Here is a 25,230-nt window from a genome sequence, read left to right as displayed (position 1 = left end):
GACGCCGTCGAGGAGTGCGTTCAACCACTCGGTCACGAGGGCGAGGACGACCAGCGGCCGGACGCTCACGGACGGTCACCGTCCGAATCGTGGCCGTGGGAGTGGTCGTGGTGCAACACGCGCTGGTTCGCGCCGTAGGCTTCGGCGAGCGCGTCGCTCTCAGTGAATCCGGCAGACGCACCGTGGAAGAACAGGCGACGATTGATACAGGCAATCTTCGTCGCGTGTTCGGTGACGACGCCGATGTCGTGTTCGATGAGGATGATGGTCATCCCCTCGCCGTTGAGCTGGTTGAGCAAGTCGTAGAACCGTTCGCGAGACTCGGCATCGACGCCAACGGCCGGTTCGTCGAGCGCGAGCAGGTCGGCCTCAGCCGCGAGCGCTCGGGCGATGAACACCCGCTGGCGCTGGCCCCCGGAGAGGTTGGCGATGCGCCGTTTGGCGAGGTGCGTGATGCCCACTGTCTCCATGGCGTCGGCGACGATGTCGCGGTCTTCGCTAGACAGTCGGCCGAATCGGACCCGCGGATAGCGCCCCATCGTCACTACTTCGTGGACGGTGACGGGCATCCCGACCGTCGAGTTGGTTACCTGCTGGGGGACGTATCCGAGTCGTTCGCCGTGGCTGAACTCGCTCGCCGGTTCGCCAAACAGCGCGACACGCCCCTCGTCGGGTTCGAGCAACCCGAGCATGAGCTGCAAGAGCGTACTCTTTCCCGATCCGTTTGGTCCGACGAGGCCGAGGAACTCGCCTTCTTCGACGGTGAGCGACACGTCTTCGACGACCGGGGTGGGACCGTAGCCGAAGGTGACGTGGTCGACGTCGATGACTGCCGTCACGCTCCGAGCGCCTCCGTGAGCGACGCGAGATTGACCTCGCGCATGATGTCTTCGTAGCTCCATCCCTTATCGCGCCACTCCTCGGAAATCGAGGGAATCGACGTGATGGGAAGGAGGCCAGTGGCATCCGTCTCTTCGACGAGTTGTCGCGCCGCGCGGTCAGATTCGAACACCGGCGCGAGGACGTACTCGATGTCGTGTTCTTCGATGATTTCCTGGGCGTGTCGCACGTCCTGTGGCGTCGGCTCGTCGTCCGGCGAGAGCGACGAGAGGGCGTGCACCTCGAAGCCGTATCGAGTGGCGAGGTACTGGAAGGCGTCGTGACCGGCGACCAGTACCGCCTCTCGCGTGCGCGTGGAGAGTGCATTTTCGAACTCGGTGTCGAGGTCGGAGAGTACCTCCGTGTAGGCTGCCGCTCCGTCGCGATACTGCTGGGCGCGGTCTGCATCCGCGGCACCGAGGCCGGCGGCGATGGTCTCGACTGCCTGGGCGGCACGCTGGGGGTTGAGCCAGAAGTGGGGATCGACACCGGTCTCGTCGTGGTCTTCGTCTTCTTTGTGACCTCCGTCTTCTTCCCCCTGGTCGTGACCGGTTGCAGCAAGCAGGTCTATGTCCTCCCATGCTTCGACGACGACGACTTCGGGGGCGTCCGCGGCGAGGTTCGACACGATGTTGTCGGCCCACGGCTGGAATCCGTGGCCCACGTAGAGGAAGGCGAGTGACTGAAGGACCGACCGCTGAACGTTTGGCCCGGGTTCCCAGCCGTGGCCGTGCTGGCCGACGGGAACCAGATTTTCGATAGTAAGCCCGTCACCGACGATCTGCTCGGCGAAATCCGAGAGCACGAAAAACGACGCCGTCGCCGTCGATTGTCCCGCCTCACCAGAGGAATCGCCGAGGCAGCCTGCGAGCGATACTGCGAGCGCACCCCCTCCACACTGGAGGAGCGCACGCCGTGAAAATCGTTGCATTCTGTTATTAGAACAGGCCTCAGAGTTAATAAATTGTGTTATTTCACCCGCTACAGGTACTAGAAACGTCGTTTGGAATTCGGGGGCTGTCGGGACGTCACATTCGTGGTAGGACATGACATATTTTGCCCACAGGTCGCAAACAGATTCCGATGCACATCCAACAATTTGGGAAAGAAATATTGGTTTTTTAGTTTGAATATTTTGAAAATCGCCCTATTTTCTGGACAATTACCGATATTATAATATTATTGATATGTTTGATTTCAGCCATTGGACTTATTTGGGACGCCTCGTAAGGCGGCGATGAGATGACCCGTGCTTCCGGCGGGGAGCCTCCCACATCCCCGTTGACCGACAACTCCAAAGAGGCGGGACGCGCCTTCAGCGCAGTTGTCGAGGCGACAGATGTTGGCACCATCAAACTTGATGACTCCGGAACCATCGTTGCCACAAACGACCGGTTCTGTGAGTTGGTCGGCCAGCCAGCAGACCACCTTCACGGCCGACTGTTCACTTCATTCCTCCCAACCGAAACGGCGGTGATAGACAGCGTCCGGGGCCAACTGGACCGGAGCGACGCAGACCCGGCGCGCCTGTCCACCACGATATTGCAGGCCGATGGGCACCCTGTCCACTGCGACCTCTGGTTACAGCGACTTGGAGACGACGCGGCATCGGGGACGATACTCGTGGTCGTCAAACCGACGCCCGAAGACGAACCTCCAGAACCGGAATCGGATTCCCAACAGCCGACAGCAGACCTGGAACGCTACAAGACCATCGTCGAGACCATCCACGATGGCGTGTACATCACCAACGAAGACGACGAGTTCGAGATGGTCAACGCCGGGTACGCTTCGATGGTGGGCTACGACCGTGAGGAGCTCATCGGCGAGCACGTTTCGACCGTCGTCGACGACGAGGTCATCAAACAGGGTCATCGACTGCGCGCAGCGATGCGTGACGGGGAGCGCGAGGGTGGCGCAGTCGACATCACGCTCGAGCGGGCAGACGGCGAGGAGGTCGCGGCAGAGACTCGCTTTGCGCTCCTCCCCAGCGACGACGGTTCATTCAAAGGAACGGTTGGCGTCGTCAGAAATCTCGAAAGTCGGACCGAACGCGTCGACAGCCTCGAACGGCAGGTACGCCAACAGCGGGCACTCGCAGACTTCGGTCAGCAGGCGCTCACCGACCGCGACTTAGACGGGTTGTTCGAGACGGCCACAGACCTTGTCTCATCGACGCTCAACATCGAATTGACAAAAGTACTCGACCTTGACGAAACGCAGTCACACCTCCGTCTCAGGGCCGGTGTCGGCTGGCGGGACGGCCTCGTCGGAACCGCCACCGTCGGAACCGAGCAGACCTCACAGGCCGGCTATACGCTGCTCTCGGCGGAACCGGTCGTCGTCACCAACCTCGACGCAGAGACGCGCTTTAGCGGGCCAGACCTCCTCGTAGACCACGATGTCGTGAGCGGCGTCAGCGTTGTCATCGGCCCACCAGACGACCCGTGGGGCGTCTTCGGCGCTCACACGAAGACCACGAGGGAGTTCACCGAGCAGGACGTCTCTTTCGTCCGCAACGTGGCGAACATTCTCGCCGCGGCTATTTCGCGGACGGAACGCGAACGCGAGTTAGAGCGCTACGAAACCATCGTCGAAACCATCTGGGACGGCGTGTACGCCCTCGACCCGAACGAGAATTTCGTGATGGTGAACGATGCGCTCTGTGAGATGACCGGGTACGACCGCGAAGAACTGCTCGGCAATCACGCAAACCTCGCCCACAACGAAACGGTTCGCCAGCAGGCGAACGAACTCGCCTCCGAGATACGCAGCGGCTATCGAGAGATGGCGACGCTTGAGTTCGATTTGACGAAAAAGGACGGCACCTCGATTCCCGCAGAGGCGCGCCTCGGACCGTACCCCTACTCCGACGAAGTGGACGGTCGCGCGGGCGTCGTCCGGGACATCACGGAGCGAAAGGCCTGGGAGCGGCAGGTCGAGACGCTGAACGAACTGAACGAAGTGGTCCGGGAAATCACTCACGCCATCGTCGAATCCACCGCACGAGAGGACGTAGAACGCCTCGTCTGTGAGCGGTTCGCCGCCGCAGATTCCTACGAGTTCGCGTGGCTGGCCACGGAGTCAGACGACTCGACGCTCGAACCAATCGCGGAAGCCGGCGTCTCTGGCTACCTGGAGGAGTGGTCGGGCGACCCAACAGCGCAAGCCACGGATTTCGGCCCGACCGGTCGGGCCCTCCAGGAGCGAACTGCCGTGTTCAGCCGGAACATCCTCGAAGACGAGGCCTACGAACACTGGCACGACGACGCTCGCGAGCGGGGCTATCACTCTGTGGCGGCGATTCCTATCGGTTATCAGAACCTCCAGTACGGCGTCTTGACGCTCCACTCGGCCCGGCCCGACGCCTTCGGCGAGAACGAACGCAAGATTCTCTCGCAGGTCGGCGACGTCATCGGCCACGCGATAAACGCGATGGAGCGAAAGGCGGCACTGATGGCAGACCGCATCACTGAAGTCACCTTCCGGTCTGGCACGCTCCCCGAGACGCTCGCCGCACTTGGCGACGACCTCGGCGAGGTGACCATCGACCGGGCCGTTCCGCTCAACAACGGGACGGTGTTGCAGTACCATACCGTCCGTAAAATGAACGCTGCGGCCTACGAAGCGGCAATCGCCGACGACCCGAGCGTGCGTGAGGTTCGGACGATTACCACCTCCGAAACGGTGACGCGACTCGAAATTCTCATCGAAGAACCGACCGCCGGGTCGATTCTCGCAACCTACGGCGGGCGACTGCACACAGTCACGTTCGCGCCGGGACGAGTCGAAATCGAGGCCGAACTCCCCGAGACCGTCGACGTACGGCAGGTTAGTGACGCCGTCCGCGAGCACTACCCGGACATCGACCTCGTCTCGCGAAACACGGTCAATCGGCAAGTCGCCATGCCCGAAGAGCTCGCAGAAAGTCTCATCGGACAGCTTACAGACCGCCAGCGAACGGCGCTCAAGTCCGCATACTACGCCGGTTTCTTCGACTGGCCGCGAGAAAGCGCGGGGACAGACGTGGCTGAGTCGCTCGACGTGTCACCGGCAACGTTCCACGAACACCTGCGTCGCGCCCAGCGAAAGCTACTGGCGGCGCTGTTCGAAGGGAGTCCAACGGCGGACTGACTGCGTTCAGTCGGATTCTACCTTCGCGTCCTCTTGGACTCTCGGTGGACCCTGTGGCGTCTCGCTTTTGAGTCGGCTGTCGAACCCACCTGGCGAGAGCTCAGGTTTGCAGATGATCTTCTCACGTCCCAGTCTGAATCTATTGAGCAGTTTAGACTTCTCCATGTCCTGCAGAAGTCTGCTCACTGTCGCATCCGACCAGCCAACGAGCGAGACCACCTCCTTTTGGGGCATTCGTCCGTCGTTTTCTTCGACGAGTTCCAACACCAATTCTTCTGGCGTCAAGCCCGTCTCGACGACGAAATCCGCCTTCGAGTGCTCATAGGTATATTCGACGAAATCGTTCGTCGCAACCGTCTCAGATCCGGTTTGCCCCCGCACTGACGCAGATTCACCCGTCGCGTTGCCTCCTGCTTCGTCATCTAATTCAACCCCGAACATGCCACTGAGGCGATATAGTATCGCCTGCAACAGCGAACGTTGGGGCTGGTCCTTCGTCACCATCTCAACTCGTGGTCATACAGTCACCAGAGGGATACTCGCTGTCCCTAAACAATTGGGGGGCGGATGGATGGTATCACGAACCACCCGGACGACGTCTGGTGATTTATCATCAAAATTGATAGACATTGGCAGTAGTTGTCTGACGTTTCTCGGACGCAACCGTCGGTGGTCTAGCTGTCGCTCGCTGTGGTCGGGGGAAGTATTGTCTCTCCAATGTATCTTGGCGGACGGTCTGGAGACACCCATCCCACACACTCACGCCCACTCCCTCCTCAATCGCGATCCCCTCCCAGAGGGGTCCCGTTCTGGAGGGAGCCACAGGTACAGACGGGTCAGTTCGCCATCGCGGCGCGTAATCGCTCGCGGTGGAACGCCACCGCCGCGCCCCCCGTCCGTTCCGGGAAGCCGGGTCTCGTGACGATGCCGTTCGAGTCCACCGCCGAGTGAACGACGGCGGCAACCCGGTAGACAGGTCGTACCGTTGGGTACGCTCGCACCCGCTCGTAACCCGACCGAAATGCCTCACGAAGGTGGCCCCCATCCGCGACGTACCAGTCGCAGACGAGATGTTCTGCCTTCGCGACGGCCACGCCCGGGTCGGCGGCGAGCGGGTCGCCCCAGTCGAGAATTGCGGTGAGCCGTCCGTCAGAAACCAGCGCATTCCCCGGGCGAACGTCCCACGGATACAGTCGTGATTCCGGGCGCTCGGGGAGCGTCGCCATCGTCGCGAACTTACGAACCTGCGCTCGAACGTCGTCGAAATCGGCAGTGAGCGCGTCGAGACCCGCGTGCAGGTAGTCGTCGAACCACGCGCGCCAGTCGACCGTCCCGCGAGCGACGAAACGTCCGTCCGTCCACGTCACCTGACCAAAGGCGTCGAAAGCGGTCAGTTCGTGGAGGGTCGCGAGGTAGCGCCCGAATGTCGAAGCGAGGGATTGCTGGTGCGTGGTGTCGAGGCTCGCGAACCGTTCGTGCAGGTCCTCGCCCGGGGCGCGTTCGACCACGACGTAGGCGTCTGCTTCGCGGATTCCGTCTGCGAGGACGGCTGGAATCGGCAGGACGGTCTCTGCCTGTAGTCTACTCGCGAGTTGCGCCTCCGTTCGGAGCGCCGCTCGATTTGCGGCTTGTTGGACGACGACCCCGCCCCCATCTTCGAAGGTGACGAAGGTGGTTCGCTTGCGGTTGCCGCGTGCTGAGGGAGCGACCGTCGCCACGGCACGCTCGGGAAACTCGCGGGCGACGATTTCACGGACCGAGGCCATCACCGAAGGTTCGATGGCGCGGGATAAAGGCCCAGTTCCTCACTAGTCAGCCGGGGCCGTGAGGACAACTTCGAGTTCGGAGAGGTGGGTGAGGATGAAATCGGGTGTGTACTCCCGCGGGTCCGGGTTCGATTTGTGGGGATACCACGCTGCAAGCAGGCCGGCGGCCTGCGCACCGGCGACGTCGTATTCAAGTGAGTCACCGACGTGAAGGACGCGGTCCGGGTCGACGCCGAGCGCCGCGAGCGCCCGGTCGAACGGGTCCGCGTGGGGTTTTCGTCGCGGCAAGTCGCCCGCGTAGATGATAACGTCGAACGCATTCGCGATGCCGAGGGCGTCTACTTTCACCGCCTGTCGTCGGGCAGGGCCGTTGGTCACCAGCCCGACGAGACCGTGGTCGCCCGCCAATTCCAGGGCTTCCTCTGCTCCAGGATGGAACGAGACGGCCGTCAGATCGAGCGTTTCGATGAAGCCACGAGCGAGCGCGCTGGCGTCCGCTTCCAACCGGCCGTACTGGGCGGCCACCGCGCTGAACCCGGCGGTCAGATAGCCGAGTTCGTCGCCAGGGTCGGGTGGGCCGTCGAGCGCCCGCCAGAGGTCACCCGGCTCGCCGAAGGGGTCGATGCCCGCAACGTCGAACGACCCGCGATAGAGGGTCATTGCGTCCTGATCGCTCTGACACAGCGTTCCGTCTAAGTCGAACAGCGTCGCGGCGATTGCACTCACGCGTGCTGTAGGAACGGCAGCGAGAAAAGCGAGACGGCGATTCGGATGCAGGGTCGTCACGCCGTCACTGACCTGGAGACCGGACCTGCCCGTATGCGTCTAGTCGGCGGACGCTTCGACGATTTCTTCGTAGTCGTAGTCGTCGACGAACGACGAGAGGGTGTCGAGGGCCTCCTCTTCGTCTTCGAGGTTCTTGTGGAGGAGGTCGCCTGCCTCGTCCATGTCGAGTCGGTCTGCGAGCAGCGCGAGGTTGCCGTAGGAGGCAATCTCGTAGTGCTCGACTTTCTGTGCGGCGACGAGGTTGTGCAGGTCGAGGAGCCGCTGGTCGGGGTCCTTGTCCGCGAAGCCCTTGTGCTCTTCGAGCAGGCCTTCGATGGCCTCACACTCCTCTTTTTCTGGCTCTTTGTCGAGTTTCTCGAACACCTTCTCGAGGCGCTCGATGTGCTCCTCGGTCTCCTCGCGGTGGTCGCTGAACTCCTGGGCGATGTCCTCGTCTTCGGTCTGGTCTTCGAACTGCTGGAGCGCGTCGAGAAGTTGCTTTTCGGCGTAGTAGATGTCCTCTACGTTGTGTACGAAGAAGTCACGCAGGTTTGTTACAGTCATTGTCGTGCAGTTCAAAAATAGGTGGGAAGGATGTTAGGCGCGCTGCCTGCATCTGCAACGTCCCTCGCAGCCCCGCCTGCCCCGTTGCACTGGCCGCATGTTTTACCACAGGGTAGCGTGAAATTTACTTGTACGTGACTGTCAGGCACGGCAACCGTTCACGGTGTCGTCGCCCGCCCTGACGTCCGCGCACTCCCCGCCATGACAGACCTGATGCTATTTACCACAGGACGCCCGGAATTCCTGTACGATTGCAGTTGCACCGTCCTCGAAACCTACAACTTCGGCGACGACGTGGGCGCGGCGGCCTACGTCCGGACCGACGACTCCCACGCGAGCATAAAGACGTGGGACGAGCGCATCAAGAGCGTCGAGGAGAACCTCGACATCGGCATTCCCACCGCACCGGAAGCCACGAGCGAAGCGAAACAGGAGACAGCCACCATCGAAGACGTGCGCAAACTCCACAACGTCCCCACCGACAGCGCGTCGGGCAAGGGGCAGACCGTCGTCGCGATGGACTCGGGCGTCGACCCGAGCCACCCGGTGTTCAGCGACGACTCGATTAAACAGGTAGACGTGACCGGCAGCGGCAAGGGCGACGAAGTGGGTCACGGAACCGCCGTCCTCGGCCAGATTACCCGCCTCGCACCCGAATCGGAACTCATCTCCCTGCGAATCTTCGGCGACCAGGGCAAGACCAAGACGAACGTCATCATGCGCGCCTACGAGTGGCTGCACAACCACACCGACGAGTACGACGTGGTGAACATGTCGTGGGGCGCGAGCCAGCCCTCCGAGCAGATCGACCGCGTCCACAACAAACTTGTCGAGAAGGGCGTCCGCGACGTAGTCGCCGCTGGGAACTCCGGCGGCAAGAGCGGGAGTCCCGCAACCGCAGAACGCGCCTTTAGCGTCGGGGCCTGCACCGAGGCGGGCAAGATGGCCGAGTTCTCCTCGTACAACCCCGAACTCGACAACCCGGACGTGACCGCCATCGGCAAGGACAACCGCCTCGCGCAGGCGAAGGGAACGACGATGGGCGAGCAACTCTCGGGGCCATGGGTGAAGGCCTCCGGCACGTCGTTTTCCTCTCCGGAAGTCGCCGGGATGGTCGCGAAGTACCGCACCAAGAACCCGAAAGTAAAGCCCAAACAGATTATGCAGGTGTTCGAGGAACACGCCCGCGACATCAAAGACCAGCCGAAAGACGGGGCTGGATTGGTCGATTACGGGGCAACGGTCGGAAAGAAGCCACCCAACGGTGACGGCGACGGCAAATGGCCCACCACCGAAGCGACGGTCGAACAATCGTCGGAGGGAACCGAGATAACGCTGGGTGCTGATTGGGTCGCACCCGGTGACTACGACGTCACACGATTGAGCGAGACAGCCTCGGAGACGATTCTGCACTTCTCACCCGCGGACTCCGCTGACGAGTAGGCACAATCGATCCGTACCTTTTTGCGACCATCTATATATTGTTTGGCTGACTTTTCTACAGAAGCCCCACGGCGACGACGATGAACCGAAGAAAAATCCTCCAATTGGGCGTAGCATTCGGAAGCGCAGGTCTCGCCGGCTGCACCCAGTATTTCCCAGCCAACCAAGTCCGAATCGGCGAAGCCGCTGTCGGAAATCGTGATTCAGAGCGCGGCCATACCATCAGAGTTGTCGTCGAATTCAACGGCGAAGTGGCCTACGACGAAGTCCACGAATTCGAGAAGATGCGAAACAACGTCGCTCCAGCTGTTGACTTCACTGACGACCTGCCGAAAGAGCCAGGGGAATTTCTGATAAAAGCCTACCTCGATGGGAGCGCGCAACCGGAAGTGATGGACGTTTCTGCAGTCGCACCGTCTGATTGCACCTTCGTGAGTATCATCGCTGAATCTACGAATCGAGTATCTCTCATGTACTCTGGAGATTGTAACGGGCAGATTCGCGAACGGATGCGCGTCGATTAATCCCATACTCTCGATTCCCGAAATTATTACGTTAGTTCACTGACCTATCCCATACAATGGCCCACGCCTCGCGCTCGGGAGGCCCACCGTGAGCACCAGCGTCACCACGTCCCAGACAGGTGACGGCTACGTCGAGAGCCTTCGCGTCGAGCGCGAGGAGTTCCGGCGCGTGGTGAACGACCAACTCTCGCAGGCCGAAGACGTAGAACAGACCTCGGCCAAACTCTCGCGGTTCGTCCTCGTCATCATGGGGGTCATCGCCTCCGGCGTTGGCATCTTCCCCCAGCAGTTCCCGCTGAACGCGGGCATCGTCCTTGGGACCGGCTTACTCCTCGTCTCGTTCGTCCTCGGGGTGAGCGTCCAGCAGTACCCGGACATGCGAGCCGGAGTGGCAGCCCGACACGCGAACTCGCTCACCGAGCGTGAACTCGGCGAGCGTCAATGGCTCGAACGCCTCCTCGGAGATTATAAGGCGTGGGTGCGGTGGAACGAGGTGGAACTCGACAACCTCTCGACGCTGTTCGCCTACGCCCAGAACGCGTTCATCCTCGGCGTCGTGGTGACCGGTGTGAGTCTCGGGGTGGCGCTCCTGTGAGGCCCCTACAGTTATGACAGACCAACGACGACCTTCGACCGAGCACATGGCCCGCGACACAGCTGACGACGCGGTGAGCGAGAGTGACGGGGAGGGTTCGAGCCTGCCGAACGGTTCGAACAAGGTGCGCTCGATGATGCAGTCCGTCCTCGAAAAACTCGGTCACGAGACCAACCGTAATCGCGAGTCCAGCGACGAGCGATAAGCACGGCTCGGGCTACCAAACCCCGCGAAATAGCAGATATCCTCTCCGGCAAACGAACGGCTTTTGGCCTCGACGTCGAAGCGTAGCCAAGTGCCCCGTATTCCGAACCCGCTGAGCGCCCTCCTTCTCAGCATCGGCCTTCTGCTCTCCCGATTCGGCCTCATCGCCGAGGAGCGAGCGCGCCACACCGCTGACCTCGCGTGGCCCCGCATCGTCACCGGCCTCGCGCGGATGTCGAAGAACGCGGCCGACGTGGCGATGGTCGGCGTCGCGCTCGGGTCGACTGCCATCACGGGCGTCGGTTTCGCCGGTCCCTTCTGGGGGATGGTGTTCAGCATCGGTGGTGGGCTCGCCGCGGGGACCATCGCCCTCGTCTCCCAGCGATTCGGCGCAGAACGCTTCGACCAGCTCGGACAGGCAATCCGCGCCAGTGCCGCGCTCGTCGTTCTCGTGACGATTCCCGTCGCTGCGCTCTACTTTCTGTTCCCGGTCGAACTCATCTCGCTGCTCTCCTCGGACGCGCAGGTGGTCGCCTACGGTGCTGACTACCTCAGAATCGTCGCCTTCGGCGTCCCCTTCGGCGCGCTCAACCTCATCGGGAGTCGCGCGCTCATCGGCGCGGACGACGCCTGGACGCCGATGGTCCTCCGCGCGACCGGCGCGGTGTTGAACATCGTCATCAACGCGGTGCTCATCTTCGGCCTCGGGATGGGGGTCGTCGGCGCGGCCATCGGGACCGTCGTCTCGAACGTCATCGTGACGGCCGCGTTCGTCGTCGGCCTCTCGCGGGGGTCGCTGCCCGGTGTCGGCGCGCTCCCAGTCACCGTCTCGCCGACGGGTCGGTTTCTCGACCGCGAAACGATGCGCGACGTCGCGACCATCGGGACGCCCGTCGTGGGGCGTAATTCCGTCTGGACCGTCGCCCGGTTCCCCGCACTCGCAATCGTCGGTATGTTCGGCCCACCGGTCGCCGCCGCGTACATCATCGCCCGGCGTATCTGGGGGCTCATCAACACTCCCGGCTGGGGATTCGGTCTCGCCGCGAGCAGCCTCGTGGGCCAGGAACTCGGCAAGAACAACGAACAGAACGCAGAGTCCTACGGGCGGGAAATCGTCCGGTTCTCGGTGGCGACCTACGTCGTCGCCGCAGTCGTCGTCGTCACCTTCGCCCGGCCCATCGTCGAACTGTTCGTCGGCAGTTCGGGCGATCCGACGATTCCGGTCGCCGTCGATATGGTCTACGTCTCCGCCGTCGCGGTTATCTTCCAGGGGGTCACGAGCACTGTCTCGGGGGCGCTCGACTCGACGGGGGACACGCGCTGGCCGTTCTACGCCTTCGTCATCGGGATGTTCGGCGTCGCCATCCCGTTCATGTACCTCGGTGCGACGACGGCACTCGGCATCTGGGGAATCTACCTCGCCTTCTTCGGCGAGACGCTCGTGCCCGCGTTCATCACCTACTACCGGTTTACGACCGGCAAGTGGAAGGAGATTAGTCGCTCCTATCGCCCCGATGCGGCTCCGATGGACGACTGACCGCTCACTCCTCGGGGAATTTCTCACCGGGTTTGACGCCCGTCAGTCCGATAATCTCACGAATCCACAGCAACTTGAGCGCCATGAGTAGCGCCGTCGCGACGACTGCGTGGACAGGCCTGCGCTTGAGCGTGGCCCACCCGACGTAAGCCGTCACGGGAGCATTGAGGAGGTTGAGGAGGTTCGGCCACGACAGGCCGACGGTTCCGTTACCGTCGCGGAGCCACTCGCGCTCTGCCAGCACTCCGCGGGTCATCCACGCGTCGGTCGTTTCGGGCACGGGAAACGCTGCGGGATTGACGACCAGCCAGACGAGCGCGGTCGCGACCAGTCGCCACTTGCGGTGATAGAGCGCGTACACCAGCACGGGCGTCGTGGCCGCCCGGCTCCAGCCACTCCACGGGTTCGCGTGACGCCGCCAGACCCACTCGGGGAGGACGGTCGATTCGCTCGATGACGTACTCATAGCGACGGCTTCGGCATGACAGATGCTAACTCTTCTGGAACTTCACTCCCCACACCGGCGTAACGCTACTCCTCGCTGACTTCGACGCTTCCTCGCATCTGCTCGGGATGGTACTCACAGTAGTACGACGCCATCTCACTCGTCGCTTCGAAGGTTATCGATTCGGTCGCGCCTTTCTCGTCGTTCGATTCGGTCGCCTCTAGTTCGCTTCTACTTCCGTCCTCGATGATGAGTTCGTGTTCCATCCCATCGAGGTTCTCCCAGGTGAGCTCGTACGTCTCGCCGGCGGTGAGTTGGAGCGTCGGGTTCGTCGTTTCTGCTATCTCGTCGGGCGACTGACCCTGCCAGCCACTCGTCTCCCCGCCCAACGTGAACGAAGCTGCCGGTGCCCCGTCACCCCCACCATCGTCGGAACCCCCGCCGGTACACCCCGCCGTAGCCGCGACGAACAGGAGGCCACTCGACTGAAGCAGTCGTCTCCGCGTCGTGGTTTGCACCATTATTTAGGCCTGCTCATCGATGAACAATAATGGCTGGGGCCGCACACCACAGCTCTGACGAATTACTGACACGAATGACGTGCCTCCGAATTTTATATATCTCCATTCCTTCGACCCACACGTATGCACGCACGTCCCGTCCGTCGGGAGGGCACGGTATGACCGACGGATTCTCTAGACGCCACCTTCTCCGACTCTCGGGCGGTCTCGTCGCCACCAGCGCGCTCGCCGGGTGTCAGTCACAACCCACCGGTGACACCACGGCAGCGACGACGACGGACCCGGGTTCTCGGTCGCGAACGCTCGCCCTCATCGGCGGCCCCATTCGTACGCTCGACCCGGCGAAAGCCGCAGACGAAAACTCAGTGAAGGTGCTCACCCAGCTCTACGAGGGGCTCCTTCACTTCCCGAAGGGCAACCCGGACCCCGAACTGCTGCTCGCAGACGATGTGTCCGTCTCCGACGACGGACTGACCTACACGTTCTCGCTCGACCCGACTGTCGAGTTTTCGACCGGCGACGGACTCACTGCCGCCGACGTCGCCTACTCGTTCGAGCGCGTTGCCCAGTCCACGAATTCGAGTTGGCGAAGCTACCTCCTCTCGATGCTCGGCGTCGTCCACGAGATGGAAGGGGACGAGTACGTGCCTGGAAGTCTCGGCGTGACCGCGGTGGACGATTCGACCGTCGCAATCGAACTTCAGCAGGCGACCCACAACGGCCTCGAACTGCTCGCCCACCCCGCCTTCGCCGTCGTTCCCGAAGGACTCGTCGGCGACATTGAGGGATACGAGGGGTCTGTCGAATACGAGACGTTCGCCACGCAGTCGTCGTACGGAACCGGACCGTTCACCCTCGAATCGTGGTCACAGGGCGACCACTATCGAGTTCGCGCTCGTGAGGACTACCACGGCGATGGTCCGAACATCGCGGGCATCGACTGGGCGGTCATCGAGTCGGATACGGCCTACGACTACGCGATGGGCCTCGACGCGGACGCCTTCTGGGTGCCCGACGCCCGATTCGACCGGTCGTTGCTCGACGTAGACCACGTAGACGAACAGGGTCGGCTGGTCGGGACCTACGGTCCCCTGCCCGAAAACGGTATCACCGCGAACTACCTCGGCGTGCCGCTGCTGTGGATGTACTTCATCGGGTTCAACACGCAATCGGTCGCAAAACCGGTCAGGCAAGCCGTCGCTTACGCGATGAACCAGCAAGCGCACCTCGAACAGGTCCACAAGGGTCGCGGTGCACTCTCCGCACACGTCACGCCGCCGCCGTTGCTTTTCGATGACCGTGAGGCCCGCACCGAACACGCCGACTCGGCGTATCCCTACGGCCTCGACACTTCTGACCTCGAAGCTGCCCGCGAGGTGATGGAAGCCGCCGGGTACAGCGAGTCGAACCCCGCCGACGTCACGTTCACCGTCTACCAGAACAGCACCTGGAGACAGAGCGCACAAATTCTCCAGAATCAACTGAAAAGCGTCCACGTCAACATCGACATCGAACAGGCGGAGTTCGGGACGATGTACTCGCGCGGGCAGAACGGAACGCTCGAGATGTTCTCGTGGGCGTGGGCGATGGACTATCCGGCCGCAGAGAGTTTCCTCAGCATCCTCGTCCCCGGCACCGACAACCCGGTGTTCACGAACTGGGGCGGGACAGAGGCCGCAGCACAGGCGAGCGAGGCGTGGGAGCAGATTACCGAACACTCGACACGGTCCGCGGAGGACCAGGAGATTCGCGCGGCCGCCTACCGGCAAATGGAAGAGGCAAACTGGCAGGACGTCACGGTGCTGCCGAAGTACCAGCCACTCGGCGAGGGCTTTTACTATCCCTGGCTCTCGCTCCCGAAGACGGGGGCTGCGGGCTTCTCGAAACACACCTACAACGACGTGACGATTGGGCCACGCGACACCTGACGGGCGCGCTTCGAACCAGCCGAGGGGGCGGTACGTTCTTCCATCCGGGCGCGCAATCACCGCGTCATGGCGGCTTCCCCTAATCGGCTCCGTTCTCCGCACCTCTTGCTCGTCGGTGAAATCGAGTGGGTGTCCAGTTTCGCCTCGTGGCTGGAGCGCCACAGCGACGCCACAGTTTCGAACGTTCCCGACGCGACGGGTGCCCTCGACGCTCTCGAAGACAGCACGGTCGATTGTCTCCTCTGTGAACACGCCCTCGAAGCCGAGTCTGGGTTGGCCCTCCTCCGCGAAATTCGCGAGCGCACCGCGACACTCCCCGTGTTTCTCTGTACCGCAGACGGCTCAGAGTCGCTCGCGAGCGAGGCGATTGCGGCCGGCGTCACGGAGTACGTCCCGCTCGACGGCGACGTTTCCGAACGCTTCGACGACCTCGTGGCGCGCATCGAAGGGCGCATCCGTGAGGCACGCCGAACCGTGACCCAGCGCGACCGGGCGCGACAGTTCGACGCGATTTTCCACGACGACCGGACGGCAACCTGGGTGCTCGATACGGAGGGAGCGGTCGTCCGGGCGAACGAAACCGCCCGTGCTACGACCGACCAACCGGTCTCCGAACTGGTCGGCCAGCCGTTCTGGTCGCTCGCGTGGTGGGCAGACGATGCCACGACGCGGGCGGACGTCGAGCAAATCGTCGAAACGGCGCGCGAGGGAACCTTCTCGAACGCTGTGATTACGCGCACCACCGCCACCGACGAGTCGGTCGTGGACCTCTCGGCGCGACCGGTGTTCTCCGCGCGGGGCGACCTGGCTTCCATCGTGGTCGAGGGTGTCGATATCAGTGAGCGCGTCGGCCTCGAACGCGACTTGCGTCGCTCCGAGGAACTCCACCGCGTCACGCTCAACAACATGACCGACACCGTCCTCATGACCGACGAGAACGGTGAGTACACCTACGTCTGTCCGAACGTCCATTTCATCTTCGGCTACACGGACGACGAGATTCGCGAGTTGGGAACCATCGACGACTTGCTCGGCGCGGACCTGTTCGACCGCGAGGAACTCGCGGCAGAGGGCGTGTTGAAGAACATCGAGTGCACAGCCTCCGACAAGCGTGGCCGGGAACACACGCTGTTGGTCAACGTCCGCGAGGTGTCGATTCAGGACGGGACGATTCTCTACAGTTGTCGCGACATCACGAAGCGAAAACAGCGAGAGGAGGCGCTCGCGACCTTGCAGGAACTGGCGCGTGACTTCCTGTACGCCGAAACGCACCACGAAATCGCCCACCACGTCGTTGAGGACACGGCGGGCGTTCTCGACATGGACGCGAGCGCCGTCTACCTGTTCGACGCAGTCGAAACCGAACTCACGCCAATCGCCTTCGCAGACTCGCTCGAACGACTCCACGGCACACTCACGAGCGTCGGCGCGGACGGGTCTGGCCTGGTGAGTTACAGCTTCCTCGAAGCCGAGTCCCTGTTTTTCGACGACGTTCACGACGCCGACGCGCTCGAAAATCCGGCCACCGAACTTCGCAGCGCAGCCTACATTCCGCTTGGCGACCACGGCGTGTTCTTCTGTGGGTCGCCCACTGTCGGCCGGTTCGATGCCGTGACGCGAGAACTCGCAGACCTGCTCGCCGCCACGGCCGAAGCCGCCCTCGACCGAGTTTCCCGCGAGAGTCGGTTGCGCGAACAGGACCGCGAACTCCAGCGACGGAACAGCCAACTCACCGCACTCAACCGCATCAACGAAATCATCCGCGAAATCGACCAGGCGCTCGTACAGGCTGAGACGCGCGCAGAAATCGACCACGCAGTGTGCGACCTGCTCACCGCCGCCGACCGCTTCTCGTTCGCCTGGATTGGGGTCGCCGATTCGATTACCGACACCCTCGAACCGCGGGCCTGGGCGGGTGCAGAGCAGGGTTACCTCGACAGCGTGCCGTTCTCGGTCACGGACGCGTCCGTTGAACCGGCCGGCAGAACCGCCGCCACGCGGGAGGTCACGATGGTCAGAAACGTCGCCGACAGGCTCAGAGCCGAACCCTGGCGAAAGGAGGCGCTCTCCCGGGAGTACCTCTCTGTGATTAGCGTCCCACTCGCGTACGACGAGTTCACCTACGGCGTCCTCACCGTCTACGCCACCTCGCAGAACGCCTTCGACGAAACGTCACAGGCCGTGCTCGCGGAACTCGGCGAGACCATCGCCTCCGCGACGAGTGCCATCGAGCGAAAGAACGCCCTGCTCACCACGTCGGTCACACGCCTCGAATTCGATGTGGCCGACCCCTCGTTCGTGCTCTCGCGGCTGGCGCGGGACGTGGGCTGTACGATTACGTTCCAGGGCGGCGTCCAGCAGACGGACGCGGGAGCCTACGTGTTTGTCACGGTCGAGGGGGCCGACGTGGAGGCGGTTGAGGCGGCGGCAAACCGACTGGTCGCTATCGATGACGTCCAGCGAATCAGCGCGAGCGGGTCGGAGGGTGTCCTTCGCCTGCGCCTCTCACAGCCGTTTCTCGCGCTCGAACTGGCCGACCACGGGGCGGTGCTCCGGAGCGCGTCGAGCAGTCCGGAAGCGGCCAACGTGGTCATCGACGTTCCCGACAGCGTGGACGTTCGACACATCACGAGCCTCGTCGCCGACTCGTTCGCGACTATCGAGTTGCGCTCGAAGAAGACCGTCGCCCGAGAGGACACCCAGAACCTATACGCGAAGTTCCTCGGCCAACTCACCGACCGGCAACTCGAAGTGATACAGACGGCCTACTACAGCGGATTCTTCGAATCGCCGCGCGAGCGGACTGGCGAGGAGATTGCAGCAACGCTCGGCATCTCCCCGCCCGCGTTCTACAAGCACGCCCGCGTCGTCCAGCGGAAACTCTTCACGACACTGTTCGAGGACATTGGCGTGCCCACCGCGCCATCGACCTGAGCGAGTACGGTGGTTCAATAACAAACCTTTCCGATTCGACACGGTTCTCTATTCAACTACTTCGGTCATTTTTGCGCGCTCCGTAGGTTCGCTCGCCGAATGAGAGATATTACCTACGACCCGTCGGAGAAATCCGCCTACGAGTGCTTCGCGTGTGGGACCATCGAGCGTGCAGAATCGAATCCCGGTCCGTGTTCTGACTGCGGCAACGAGATGCGCAGCCGAAACACCCCACTCGAGTGATGGCGACGCACACAGCCACAGCGCAGGCCGAGGGTGAACCGGCCGAGTTCGAATCGGCCCTCCAGACCGCCCGCCGACAACTCGCCCGCGCGGCGAGCCTGCTCGACATCGACGAGAACATCGTCGAGCGACTGAAGTACCCCGCAAAAATCCACGAGGTCACCGTCCCGATAAAGCGAGACGACGGAACCGTCGAGGTGTTCACGGGCTACAGAGCCCAACACGACAGCGTCAGAGGGCCGTACAAGGGCGGCCTTCGGTACCACCCGAGCGTCACCCGCGACGAGTGTGTCGGCCTGTCGATGTGGATGACCTGGAAGTGTGCCGTCATGGATATCCCATTCGGTGGCGCGAAAGGCGGCATCGTGGTCAATCCGAAGGACCTGAGCGCCGCCGAACGAGAGCGCCTGACCCGGCGGTTCACCCAGGAGATGCGGAATGCGATTGGCCCCAATCGTGACATCCCTGCCCCGGACATGGGAACCGACGCCGAGACGATGGCGTGGATCATGGACGCCTACTCCATGCAAGTCGGCGAGACGACGCCGGGCGTCGTCACCGGAAAACCTCCAATCGTCGGTGGCTCGTACGGTCGTGAGGAGGCTCCCGGTCGCTCCGTCGCCATCATCACGCGCCTCGCGTGCGACTACTACGACCGCCCGCTCCACGATACGACCGTCGCGATTCAGGGCTTCGGGTCTGTTGGCGCGAACGCGGCGCGCTTGCTCGATTCGTGGGGTGCGAACGTGGTCGCGGTGAGCGACGTAAACGGAGCAATCTACGACCCCGACGGCCTCGCTGTCGCTGAAATCCCCTCCCACGACGAGGAGCCGGAAGCCGTCACGCGAGACGCGGCCGACGTGCTCTCGAACGAGGACCTGCTCGAACTCGACGTGGACGTGCTCATCCCGGCCGCCGTTGGCAACGTCATCACCGAGGAGAACGCCGACGCCATTCGGGCCGACATCGTCGTCGAGGGTGCAAACGGCCCGACGACCTCTGGCGGCGACGCGATTCTCGACGAACGCGAGATTCCCGTGATTCCCGACATCCTCGCGAACGCAGGCGGCGTCACTGTCTCCTACTTCGAGTGGCTCCAGGACATCAATCGCCGTGCCTGGTCGCTCGAACAGGTGAACGAAGAACTCGAATCGGAGATGCAGACGGCGTGGGCCGACGTCCGTTCGGAAGTCGATGCCCGCGGTGTGACCTGGCGCGATGCCGCCTACATCGTCGCGCTCTCTCGCATCGCGGAATCGCACGCCTCGCGCGGCCTCTGGCCCTAAGTCCCCGCCTGCCCTTCTGCTAACTCCGTCAGTAACTCCGGCGAAGTGCTTACCCTCCACTCTGGCGTCTAGGGCGCTATCCGCTTCGATTTCCATGACCGCCACCCTCGCTACTACCGATTGCAGGCGCCTTCGACTTCGTGCCCAGCGCCTCTCAGCTCCCGTCCTGACTGACGCAACCGATGCCGTCGCCACCGTCTGCGGGTTGCAGGCACAGGACGCCGCCGCCGCTGCCCTCGGCGTTCGGGTTCGGACGCAGGACGTGACCGCTGTCGACATCCAGCACGCGCTGTTCGACGACCGCACGCTCGTCCGAACGTGGTGTATGCGTGGGACACTCCACCTGGTCGCCACCGAGGATGTGCCGTGGTTACTCGCGGTTTTCGGCCCGGTCTTCGTCGCTCGCGGACGGACGCGACTGGCCGACCTCGGATTCGTCGATGCGGATGCAGAATCCGCGACAGGCGTGCTGCGAGATGCGCTCGTCGCTCGCGGCCCACTCACCCGTCTCGAACTCACGGAGACGCTCCAGCGAGCGGGATTCGAATTCGACCCGAAGGGGCAGGCGACGTTTCACTTACTTCGCCGCGCCGTGCTCTTCGGTGTCCTCTGTAAAGTCGCTCCGGAGGCGGGCCAGGAGGCGTACCACTTACTCAACGAGTGGGTCCCGCTCGAATCCCCGCCTGACCGGACGACCTGTCTGGCGATGCTGGCCCAGCGATATCTCGCGGCGTACCAACCCGCAACCCTCGCCGACTTTGCTGCGTGGTCCGGACTGCCGATGGCCGACGTGCGACAGGGCTGGGAGGCAATCGAGACGGAGACGACAGCAGTCGACGTCGATGGACGAGAACTGTCGATACTCGGTGACGTAGCTTCCGAATCGCTGCCCGAAGCTGAACCCACGCTCCGCCTGCTTCCGGCCTACGACACCTACCTGCTCGGCTATGAAAACCGCGCACACGCTGTCAGCGCCGAGGACGAACACTACATCTGGCCGGGCGGTGGTCTCATTCGACCGACCGTGATTTCCGACGGTCGGGCCATCGCGACGTGGAAACTCGACCGGTCTCGGGTGCAGCCAACAGTCGAGGTTTCGCCGTTTTCTGCGCTTTCGACTCCCGAGGAACGACTCCTGCGAGCCGAACTCACCGACCTCGAACGGTTCCTCGACACGTCGCTCGCGTATCAAATTGACGGCTGAGTGCAAACTCCTGTCGAAGGCCAAATGCGTTCGACTCAGCGTGACTCTCACCTTCTCACGGGCAATCTCAAAAGATCCTCGCCCTCCGTGAGCGTGCCGAGACGAACCGCTCCCTTTTTATTTTAGGTCTGCCTAAACCTCGCTGATGGCTGTGAGCCCCGAACTGCGCGTCGAACACCCCTCTACCGTCGAGCGAGCTCCCGATATCGTCGTCTGTGAGACCTGTCCCGGGCGAAATGTCTTCCTCGAGTCGGGCAACACGGACGGGTGGATTTCGAGCGACGTGACGGTACCGGTACTGGAGTAACCCCATGGCAAACGACGAACCTACACCCGACAGCAAACGCACCACGATTCGTGCTGGCCGCAATTTCGAACACACTTTCCGCCTCGACGCGAGCGAGGTGGGTGAATTCCTCATCAAACTCGGCGAGCAGTTGCGCGACGGCGACGAACTCACGATTTCGACCGACGAGTGGGAACTCCCCTTTGCCTTCGGTGAGCCAATCGAACTAGAAATCGATTTCGACGGGATGGACGGCCCCGAACTCGAAATCGAACTGGAAATTCCGGGGCGCACCGACGAGTCCGCCCCGAGCGTCGAATAAGCAGCCTATTTCGTCGCCGATTCGAGGACGAGCGTGTCGTCTTCGAGGTAGTGGTCGATGACGTGGGCGTGTTCTTCGAGTTCGACGATGTGCCCGCGCAGAATCTGGCCCGTCGCGTAGTCGCCGAGTCCCTCCGATAATTCGATGTGTTCGCGGTAGCTCTCGATAATGTCGCCGTACATCTCGAGGTCGTGGGTAAGCGACGTGCGAATGTCGTAAACGTCCTCGTCTTCGGGTTCGACAGTGGCCGCCTCCGAGAGGGCCTTCATGCTCGCGTGGGGAACCCCGCCAATGGCCTGGAGTCGCTCTGCGAGTTCGTCTGCGGCCATTTCGACCGCCTCGTAGGCTTCCTGCAAGAACCGGTGAATCGGCAGGTGTTCTGCGCCTTCGACGTTCCAGTGGTGCTTGTGCAACTGGTGGTACAACACGTACGCGTCGGCGAGGTCAGTGTTGAGCGCGTCGACGATCTGTTCTGCTTTGTCCGTATCCAGGCGGACCGGGTTCTCACCGACCGTTCCGGCCTGTTTGCGGGTGACTTTCTGGGTACTCATCGCAGGTATGGATTCAACTTGATGACTCAAAAAAATATGTGATAGCCTACCATACCTTTCGGAACGAGCGAAGCAGGCCCGTCAGTCGCCGCCAGGCACGAACTGCCCGGATGCCGCAGACGCCCGACTCCAGACGCCGCTGTCGAAGTCGATGGCGTCGTTCCACTTCGCGACGACGGTGGAGACGGCGAGGTCGCCAGTGACGTTGTTCATCGTCGCGATGCGCCCAAGAATCGGGTCGACGCCCGCGACGAGGCCGACGAGTTCGAGCGGGAGGCCGACCTGGCTCAGGATGACCGTGAGCATGATGATGCCCGCGCCCGGCACGCCCGCTGTCCCGATGCTGATGAGGACGGCGACGAGCAGCACCATCGCCTGCTCGCCGAAGGCGAGTGGCTGGCCGGCGACGTTGGCGACGAACATGACGGTAATCGCCTGTCGGATGGCCGCCCCGTCCATGTTGGCCGTCGCGCCGACAGGGAGCGCGAACGAGTAGACCGACTCCTCGATTTTGAGGTTCTCCTCTGCGTTCGACATCGTGATGGGGAGCGTCCCGCTCGATGACCGGGTGGCGAACGCCGTCAGCATGGCGTCTTTCGCACCGCTGAGGAACGAGAGCGGCGAGACGCGGGCGACCAGCCCCATCAGCACGACGAGATAGGTAAAGACGATGTGGATTGCCACCGCGATGGCGACGGCGACGACGAGCATTCCGAGGTCCGAGAACACACCGATTCCTTCGGCCCCGATGCCGGCGGCCATCAGCGCGAACACGCCGATGACGCCGTATTCGAGCACGCCGCGAACCACGACGAACATCGCTTCGGTCGCGACTTCGAACGCCTCGAACACCGAATCTACCTTCTCTGCGAGGTCATCTTGCTGGGCGCGGACGAAGGTGAGCGCCGTTCCGAAGACGATGACGACGAACACCGTCGCGAGCAGGTTGCCCTCCGCCATGGCCGCGACCGGGTTCGCCGGAACGATGTTGAGGATGACGTCCATGAGCGCGGGTGGCGACTGGGATTCGGGTGCCTGCCCGGCCGCGAGGTCTGCGCCGAGTCCCGGCTGGAGCAGGTTCGCCACGGCGAGGCCGATAATGCCCGCGATGGTCGTCGTCACCGCGTAGAGGAACACCGTCGCGCCGCCGAGTTTGCCGAGGCGAGCGGGCGAAAGCTGGCGAATCCCGGTCAGCAGGGTGAACACGATGATGGGGAGCACCAGCATGTTGAGTAGCCGGATGAACAGGTCGCCAAGCGGACGGACGACGGCCATCTCCTCGCCGAAGACAAGCCCGGCGAGCGACCCAAGCAGGAACGCCGCGAAGATGCGATAGATGAGCGGGACGGTTCGATAGCGATGCCACAGCGAGCGGAAGGGGGTAGCCATGAGTTGCCCGTGTTACCTCGTCTATCCGGGTAATACTCACGCATCCTGCGTCCGCTGCAGGTACCTACGACGCCTCCCTCGCGACCGATTCGACTGAACTGCCAAATTTCTCGGCCCACACGTGCGGAAACTGGTGGTCCTCCGCTCGAAACGAGTTATCTCTGTTTTCGGCGGTCACCCGGCCACCGGATGGTGGCACGTAGATACCGGCAAAACTGTCACATTTGTGCGCGTGAGATGCTCTACCGGTGCCCACGAAACCCATCAATATCCGAAAGAGATATCCACAGTATTGCCCAATCTATGAACAACTATGGCGGACGAATCGCCGCAGACGGAGTCGGAAGACACCCTGTTTACTGACATCGGGAAGGGACTCCTGGACGAGCAGATGGGGCCGAGTTCCGCACTCGCACATCTCTACCGTGGCGAAGTCCACCGGATGAAACTCTGGCGCGAGCGCTTAGACCGCACGACCAACTGGTCGGTCATCGTCATGGCCGCCGTGTTGACGTGGTCGTTTTCGAGCCAGGAGAACCCCCACTACGTGATTCTCGCTGGTATCGCAGCGCTCAGTATCTTCCTCACCATCGAGGCCAGACGCTATCGCGGCTACGACATCTGGCGCTCCCGGGTTCGCTGTCTCCAACGAAACGTCTTCGCCCCGGGACTCGACCCGACGACCGACCCCGTGAATCCCAACTGGCGACAGGACCTGAGCCAGGACTACCGAACGCCGACACTCAAAATCACCATGGAGGAGGCGCTCGCTCACCGCCTCCGGCGCGTCTACCTGCCGTTGTTCGGCGTCATCCTCGGCGCGTGGACCGCCCGCGTCGTCGTGTTCGGCGACCAGCCGTGGCCCGAGAGCGCCGCCATCGGCCAACTTCCCGGCACGATGGTGTCCATGTTCGTCGGCCTGTTCTTCCTCGGCCTCATCTTCATCGCGATTCGCCCGCGGACGTGGCACACGCACGACGAGATGCGGACGGAAGCACTCCGACGAGACCGAACGAACCGGCGGAGATAGGTGTATCTCCTCAGCAGACGTATATTATCCTATGGTAGAAACAACAGTGGTACAGTCCTCATCACAGCAACGCGACGGCATCCTTCTCCACGCGCTCATCGGTGCGGTGTTGATGTTCGTCCTTTCGTTCATCCCACTCTCGCCCGTTTTGGGTGGTGCAGCAGCTGGCTATCTCCACAAGCATGACGGCGTGAAGGTCGGCGCACTCGCGGGACTCTTCGCAGCAATCCCGGTCGTCGCAGTCGTGATGTTCCTGGTCACGTTCCTGACGCCGGTTGTCGTCACCCAGGGGAACAGCATCGTCGGCCCGCTCGTCGGGTTCGGCATCATGGGGTTCGTCCTGCTGTTACTCGTTGGTCTTTACACCGTCGGTCTCGGTGCACTCGGTGGCTATATCGGCGTCTACTTCTCCGAGTCTCGGACCGCTACGTAGCCGAGTCGGCCCGAACACGTGGGTCAAGCTGTTTGCCACCGTCTGGGACTCCAACAACGACCCCTACTTGGCGACCTACGGCGCACAGCACCACCTGAAACACGGTCAAGGCTACTCCATCTCCGTCGACGGCTACTACGGCCCCGAGACGAAGGGTGCGGTCGAAGACTTCCAATCGAATGCCGGCATCCGCGTCGACGGCGTCATCGGCCACGACACGTGGCAAGCGCTGATGGCACTCTGAAGC

At 62.6% G+C, this 25,230-nt stretch carries 26 protein-coding genes; 16 read left to right on the top strand and 10 right to left on the bottom strand.

What is annotated here, in order from left to right; translation table 11 throughout:
• Positions 1–65 precede the first annotated feature (65 nt).
• Complete coding sequence (locus P1M51_RS07630) at positions 66–839, bottom strand: metal ABC transporter ATP-binding protein (RefSeq protein WP_276247611.1); 774 nt, start codon at positions 837–839, stop codon at positions 66–68.
• Positions 836–1,810: a metal ABC transporter solute-binding protein, Zn/Mn family gene (locus P1M51_RS07625; protein ID WP_276247610.1), complete on the bottom strand. Its 975-nt coding sequence runs from the start codon at positions 1,808–1,810 to the stop codon at positions 836–838. The genes P1M51_RS07630 and P1M51_RS07625 overlap by 4 nt, the downstream gene beginning before the upstream one ends.
• 311 nt (positions 1,811–2,121) lie before the next feature.
• On the opposite strand from P1M51_RS07625, the gene P1M51_RS07620 reads away from it, so the two are divergent.
• Positions 2,122–5,013: a PAS domain S-box protein gene (locus tag P1M51_RS07620; RefSeq protein WP_276274967.1), complete on the top strand. Its 2,892-nt coding sequence runs from the start codon at positions 2,122–2,124 to the stop codon at positions 5,011–5,013.
• 6 nt (positions 5,014–5,019) lie between these two features.
• Here P1M51_RS07620 and P1M51_RS07615 read toward each other — a convergent pair whose 3' ends face one another.
• From P1M51_RS07615 to P1M51_RS07600, 4 genes are all read right to left on the bottom strand, one after another.
• Positions 5,020–5,454 carry a helix-turn-helix domain-containing protein gene (locus P1M51_RS07615; protein WP_276247608.1) on the bottom strand — a complete coding sequence of 145 codons (435 nt, stop codon included), beginning with the start codon at positions 5,452–5,454 and terminating at the stop codon, positions 5,020–5,022.
• A gap of 395 nt (positions 5,455–5,849) precedes the next feature.
• Positions 5,850–6,779, bottom strand: a complete 930-nt coding sequence (locus P1M51_RS07610; RefSeq protein WP_276247607.1) for a phosphotransferase family protein — start codon at positions 6,777–6,779, stop codon at positions 5,850–5,852.
• A gap of 42 nt (positions 6,780–6,821) precedes the next feature.
• The gene (locus P1M51_RS07605) at positions 6,822–7,505 is read right to left on the bottom strand and encodes an HAD family hydrolase (protein WP_276274966.1); all 684 of its coding nucleotides are present in this window, start codon (positions 7,503–7,505) and stop codon (positions 6,822–6,824) included.
• A gap of 99 nt (positions 7,506–7,604) precedes the next feature.
• The gene (locus P1M51_RS07600) at positions 7,605–8,108 is read right to left on the bottom strand and encodes a ferritin-like domain-containing protein (protein ID WP_276247605.1); all 504 of its coding nucleotides are present in this window, start codon (positions 8,106–8,108) and stop codon (positions 7,605–7,607) included.
• A gap of 201 nt (positions 8,109–8,309) precedes the next feature.
• On the opposite strand from P1M51_RS07600, the gene P1M51_RS07595 reads away from it, so the two are divergent.
• From P1M51_RS07595 to P1M51_RS07575, 5 genes are all read left to right on the top strand, one after another.
• Positions 8,310–9,551: a S8 family serine peptidase gene (locus P1M51_RS07595; RefSeq protein ID WP_276247604.1), complete on the top strand. Its 1,242-nt coding sequence runs from the start codon at positions 8,310–8,312 to the stop codon at positions 9,549–9,551.
• An 80-nt stretch (positions 9,552–9,631) separates the two neighbouring features.
• Positions 9,632–10,075: a hypothetical protein gene (locus P1M51_RS07590; RefSeq protein ID WP_276247603.1), complete on the top strand. Its 444-nt coding sequence runs from the start codon at positions 9,632–9,634 to the stop codon at positions 10,073–10,075.
• An 88-nt stretch (positions 10,076–10,163) separates the two neighbouring features.
• Positions 10,164–10,670 (top strand): hypothetical protein, encoded by a 507-nt coding sequence (locus tag P1M51_RS07585; RefSeq protein WP_276247602.1) that lies wholly within the window; start codon positions 10,164–10,166, stop codon positions 10,668–10,670.
• 13 nt (positions 10,671–10,683) lie between these two features.
• A complete protein-coding gene (locus P1M51_RS07580; RefSeq protein WP_276274965.1) occupies positions 10,684–10,875 on the top strand; it encodes a hypothetical protein in 192 nt (63 codons plus the stop codon).
• Between the two features lie 90 nt (positions 10,876–10,965).
• Positions 10,966–12,411 carry an MATE family efflux transporter gene (locus P1M51_RS07575; protein ID WP_276247600.1) on the top strand — a complete coding sequence of 482 codons (1,446 nt, stop codon included), beginning with the start codon at positions 10,966–10,968 and terminating at the stop codon, positions 12,409–12,411.
• A 4-nt stretch (positions 12,412–12,415) separates the two neighbouring features.
• On the opposite strand, the gene P1M51_RS07570 is transcribed toward P1M51_RS07575, so the two are convergent.
• On the bottom strand, positions 12,416–12,877 hold the full coding sequence (locus tag P1M51_RS07570) for a DUF6653 family protein (RefSeq protein ID WP_276247599.1): 462 nt from the start codon (positions 12,875–12,877) through the stop codon (positions 12,416–12,418).
• 65 nt (positions 12,878–12,942) lie between these two features.
• Complete coding sequence (locus P1M51_RS07565; protein WP_276247598.1) at positions 12,943–13,377, bottom strand: plastocyanin/azurin family copper-binding protein; 435 nt, start codon at positions 13,375–13,377, stop codon at positions 12,943–12,945.
• Between the two features lie 158 nt (positions 13,378–13,535).
• Here P1M51_RS07565 and P1M51_RS07560 point away from each other — a divergent pair, with 158 nt between their 5' ends.
• From P1M51_RS07560 to P1M51_RS07530, 7 genes are all read left to right on the top strand, one after another.
• Positions 13,536–15,305 carry an ABC transporter substrate-binding protein gene (locus tag P1M51_RS07560; protein ID WP_276247597.1) on the top strand — a complete coding sequence of 590 codons (1,770 nt, stop codon included), beginning with the start codon at positions 13,536–13,538 and terminating at the stop codon, positions 15,303–15,305.
• 66 nt (positions 15,306–15,371) lie between these two features.
• Entirely contained in the window at positions 15,372–18,239 is a 2,868-nt protein-coding gene (locus P1M51_RS07555; protein ID WP_276274964.1) for a bacterio-opsin activator domain-containing protein, read from the top strand.
• A 99-nt stretch (positions 18,240–18,338) separates the two neighbouring features.
• A complete protein-coding gene (locus P1M51_RS07550; RefSeq protein ID WP_276247595.1) occupies positions 18,339–18,482 on the top strand; it encodes a rubrerythrin-like domain-containing protein in 144 nt (47 codons plus the stop codon).
• Positions 18,482–19,768 (top strand): glutamate dehydrogenase GdhB, encoded by a 1,287-nt coding sequence (gdhB, locus tag P1M51_RS07545; protein ID WP_276247594.1) that lies wholly within the window; start codon positions 18,482–18,484, stop codon positions 19,766–19,768. The genes P1M51_RS07550 and gdhB overlap by 1 nt, the downstream gene beginning before the upstream one ends.
• A 94-nt stretch (positions 19,769–19,862) precedes the next feature.
• Positions 19,863–20,972 carry a winged helix DNA-binding domain-containing protein gene (locus P1M51_RS07540; RefSeq protein ID WP_276274963.1) on the top strand — a complete coding sequence of 370 codons (1,110 nt, stop codon included), beginning with the start codon at positions 19,863–19,865 and terminating at the stop codon, positions 20,970–20,972.
• Positions 20,973–21,117: 145 nt separating this feature from the next.
• A complete protein-coding gene (locus P1M51_RS07535) occupies positions 21,118–21,279 on the top strand; it encodes a hypothetical protein (protein WP_276247592.1) in 162 nt (53 codons plus the stop codon).
• A 4-nt stretch (positions 21,280–21,283) separates the two neighbouring features.
• Positions 21,284–21,580, top strand: a complete 297-nt coding sequence (locus P1M51_RS07530; RefSeq protein ID WP_276247591.1) for an amphi-Trp domain-containing protein — start codon at positions 21,284–21,286, stop codon at positions 21,578–21,580.
• A gap of 5 nt (positions 21,581–21,585) precedes the next feature.
• On the opposite strand, the gene dpsA is transcribed toward P1M51_RS07530, so the two are convergent.
• Positions 21,586–22,131, bottom strand: coding sequence for a DNA starvation/stationary phase protection protein DpsA (dpsA, locus tag P1M51_RS07525; RefSeq protein ID WP_276247590.1), 546 nt, complete (start codon positions 22,129–22,131; stop codon positions 21,586–21,588).
• Positions 22,132–22,212: 81 nt separating this feature from the next.
• Positions 22,213–23,520 carry a dicarboxylate/amino acid:cation symporter gene (locus P1M51_RS07520; RefSeq protein ID WP_276247589.1) on the bottom strand — a complete coding sequence of 436 codons (1,308 nt, stop codon included), beginning with the start codon at positions 23,518–23,520 and terminating at the stop codon, positions 22,213–22,215.
• 313 nt (positions 23,521–23,833) lie between these two features.
• On the opposite strand from P1M51_RS07520, the gene P1M51_RS07515 reads away from it, so the two are divergent.
• From P1M51_RS07515 to P1M51_RS07505, 3 genes are read left to right on the top strand one after another with little or no spacing between them, the layout of a single operon-like run.
• The gene (locus tag P1M51_RS07515) at positions 23,834–24,550 is read left to right on the top strand and encodes a DUF2270 domain-containing protein (RefSeq protein WP_276247588.1); all 717 of its coding nucleotides are present in this window, start codon (positions 23,834–23,836) and stop codon (positions 24,548–24,550) included.
• Positions 24,551–24,581: 31 nt separating this feature from the next.
• Positions 24,582–24,983, top strand: coding sequence for a DUF5518 domain-containing protein (locus P1M51_RS07510; RefSeq protein WP_276247587.1), 402 nt, complete (start codon positions 24,582–24,584; stop codon positions 24,981–24,983).
• Positions 24,937–25,227, top strand: a complete 291-nt coding sequence (locus P1M51_RS07505; RefSeq protein ID WP_276247586.1) for a peptidoglycan-binding protein — start codon at positions 24,937–24,939, stop codon at positions 25,225–25,227. Before P1M51_RS07510 ends, P1M51_RS07505 begins: the two co-directional genes overlap by 47 nt.
• Positions 25,228–25,230 lie beyond the last annotated feature (3 nt).

The sequence above is a fragment of the Haladaptatus sp. QDMS2 genome (genome assembly GCF_029338295.1).
GTDB lineage: Archaea > Halobacteriota > Halobacteria > Halobacteriales > Halococcaceae > QDMS2.
The sequence above is the reverse complement of the archived record's forward strand: the minus strand, read 5'-3'. Positions and strand labels throughout refer to the sequence as shown.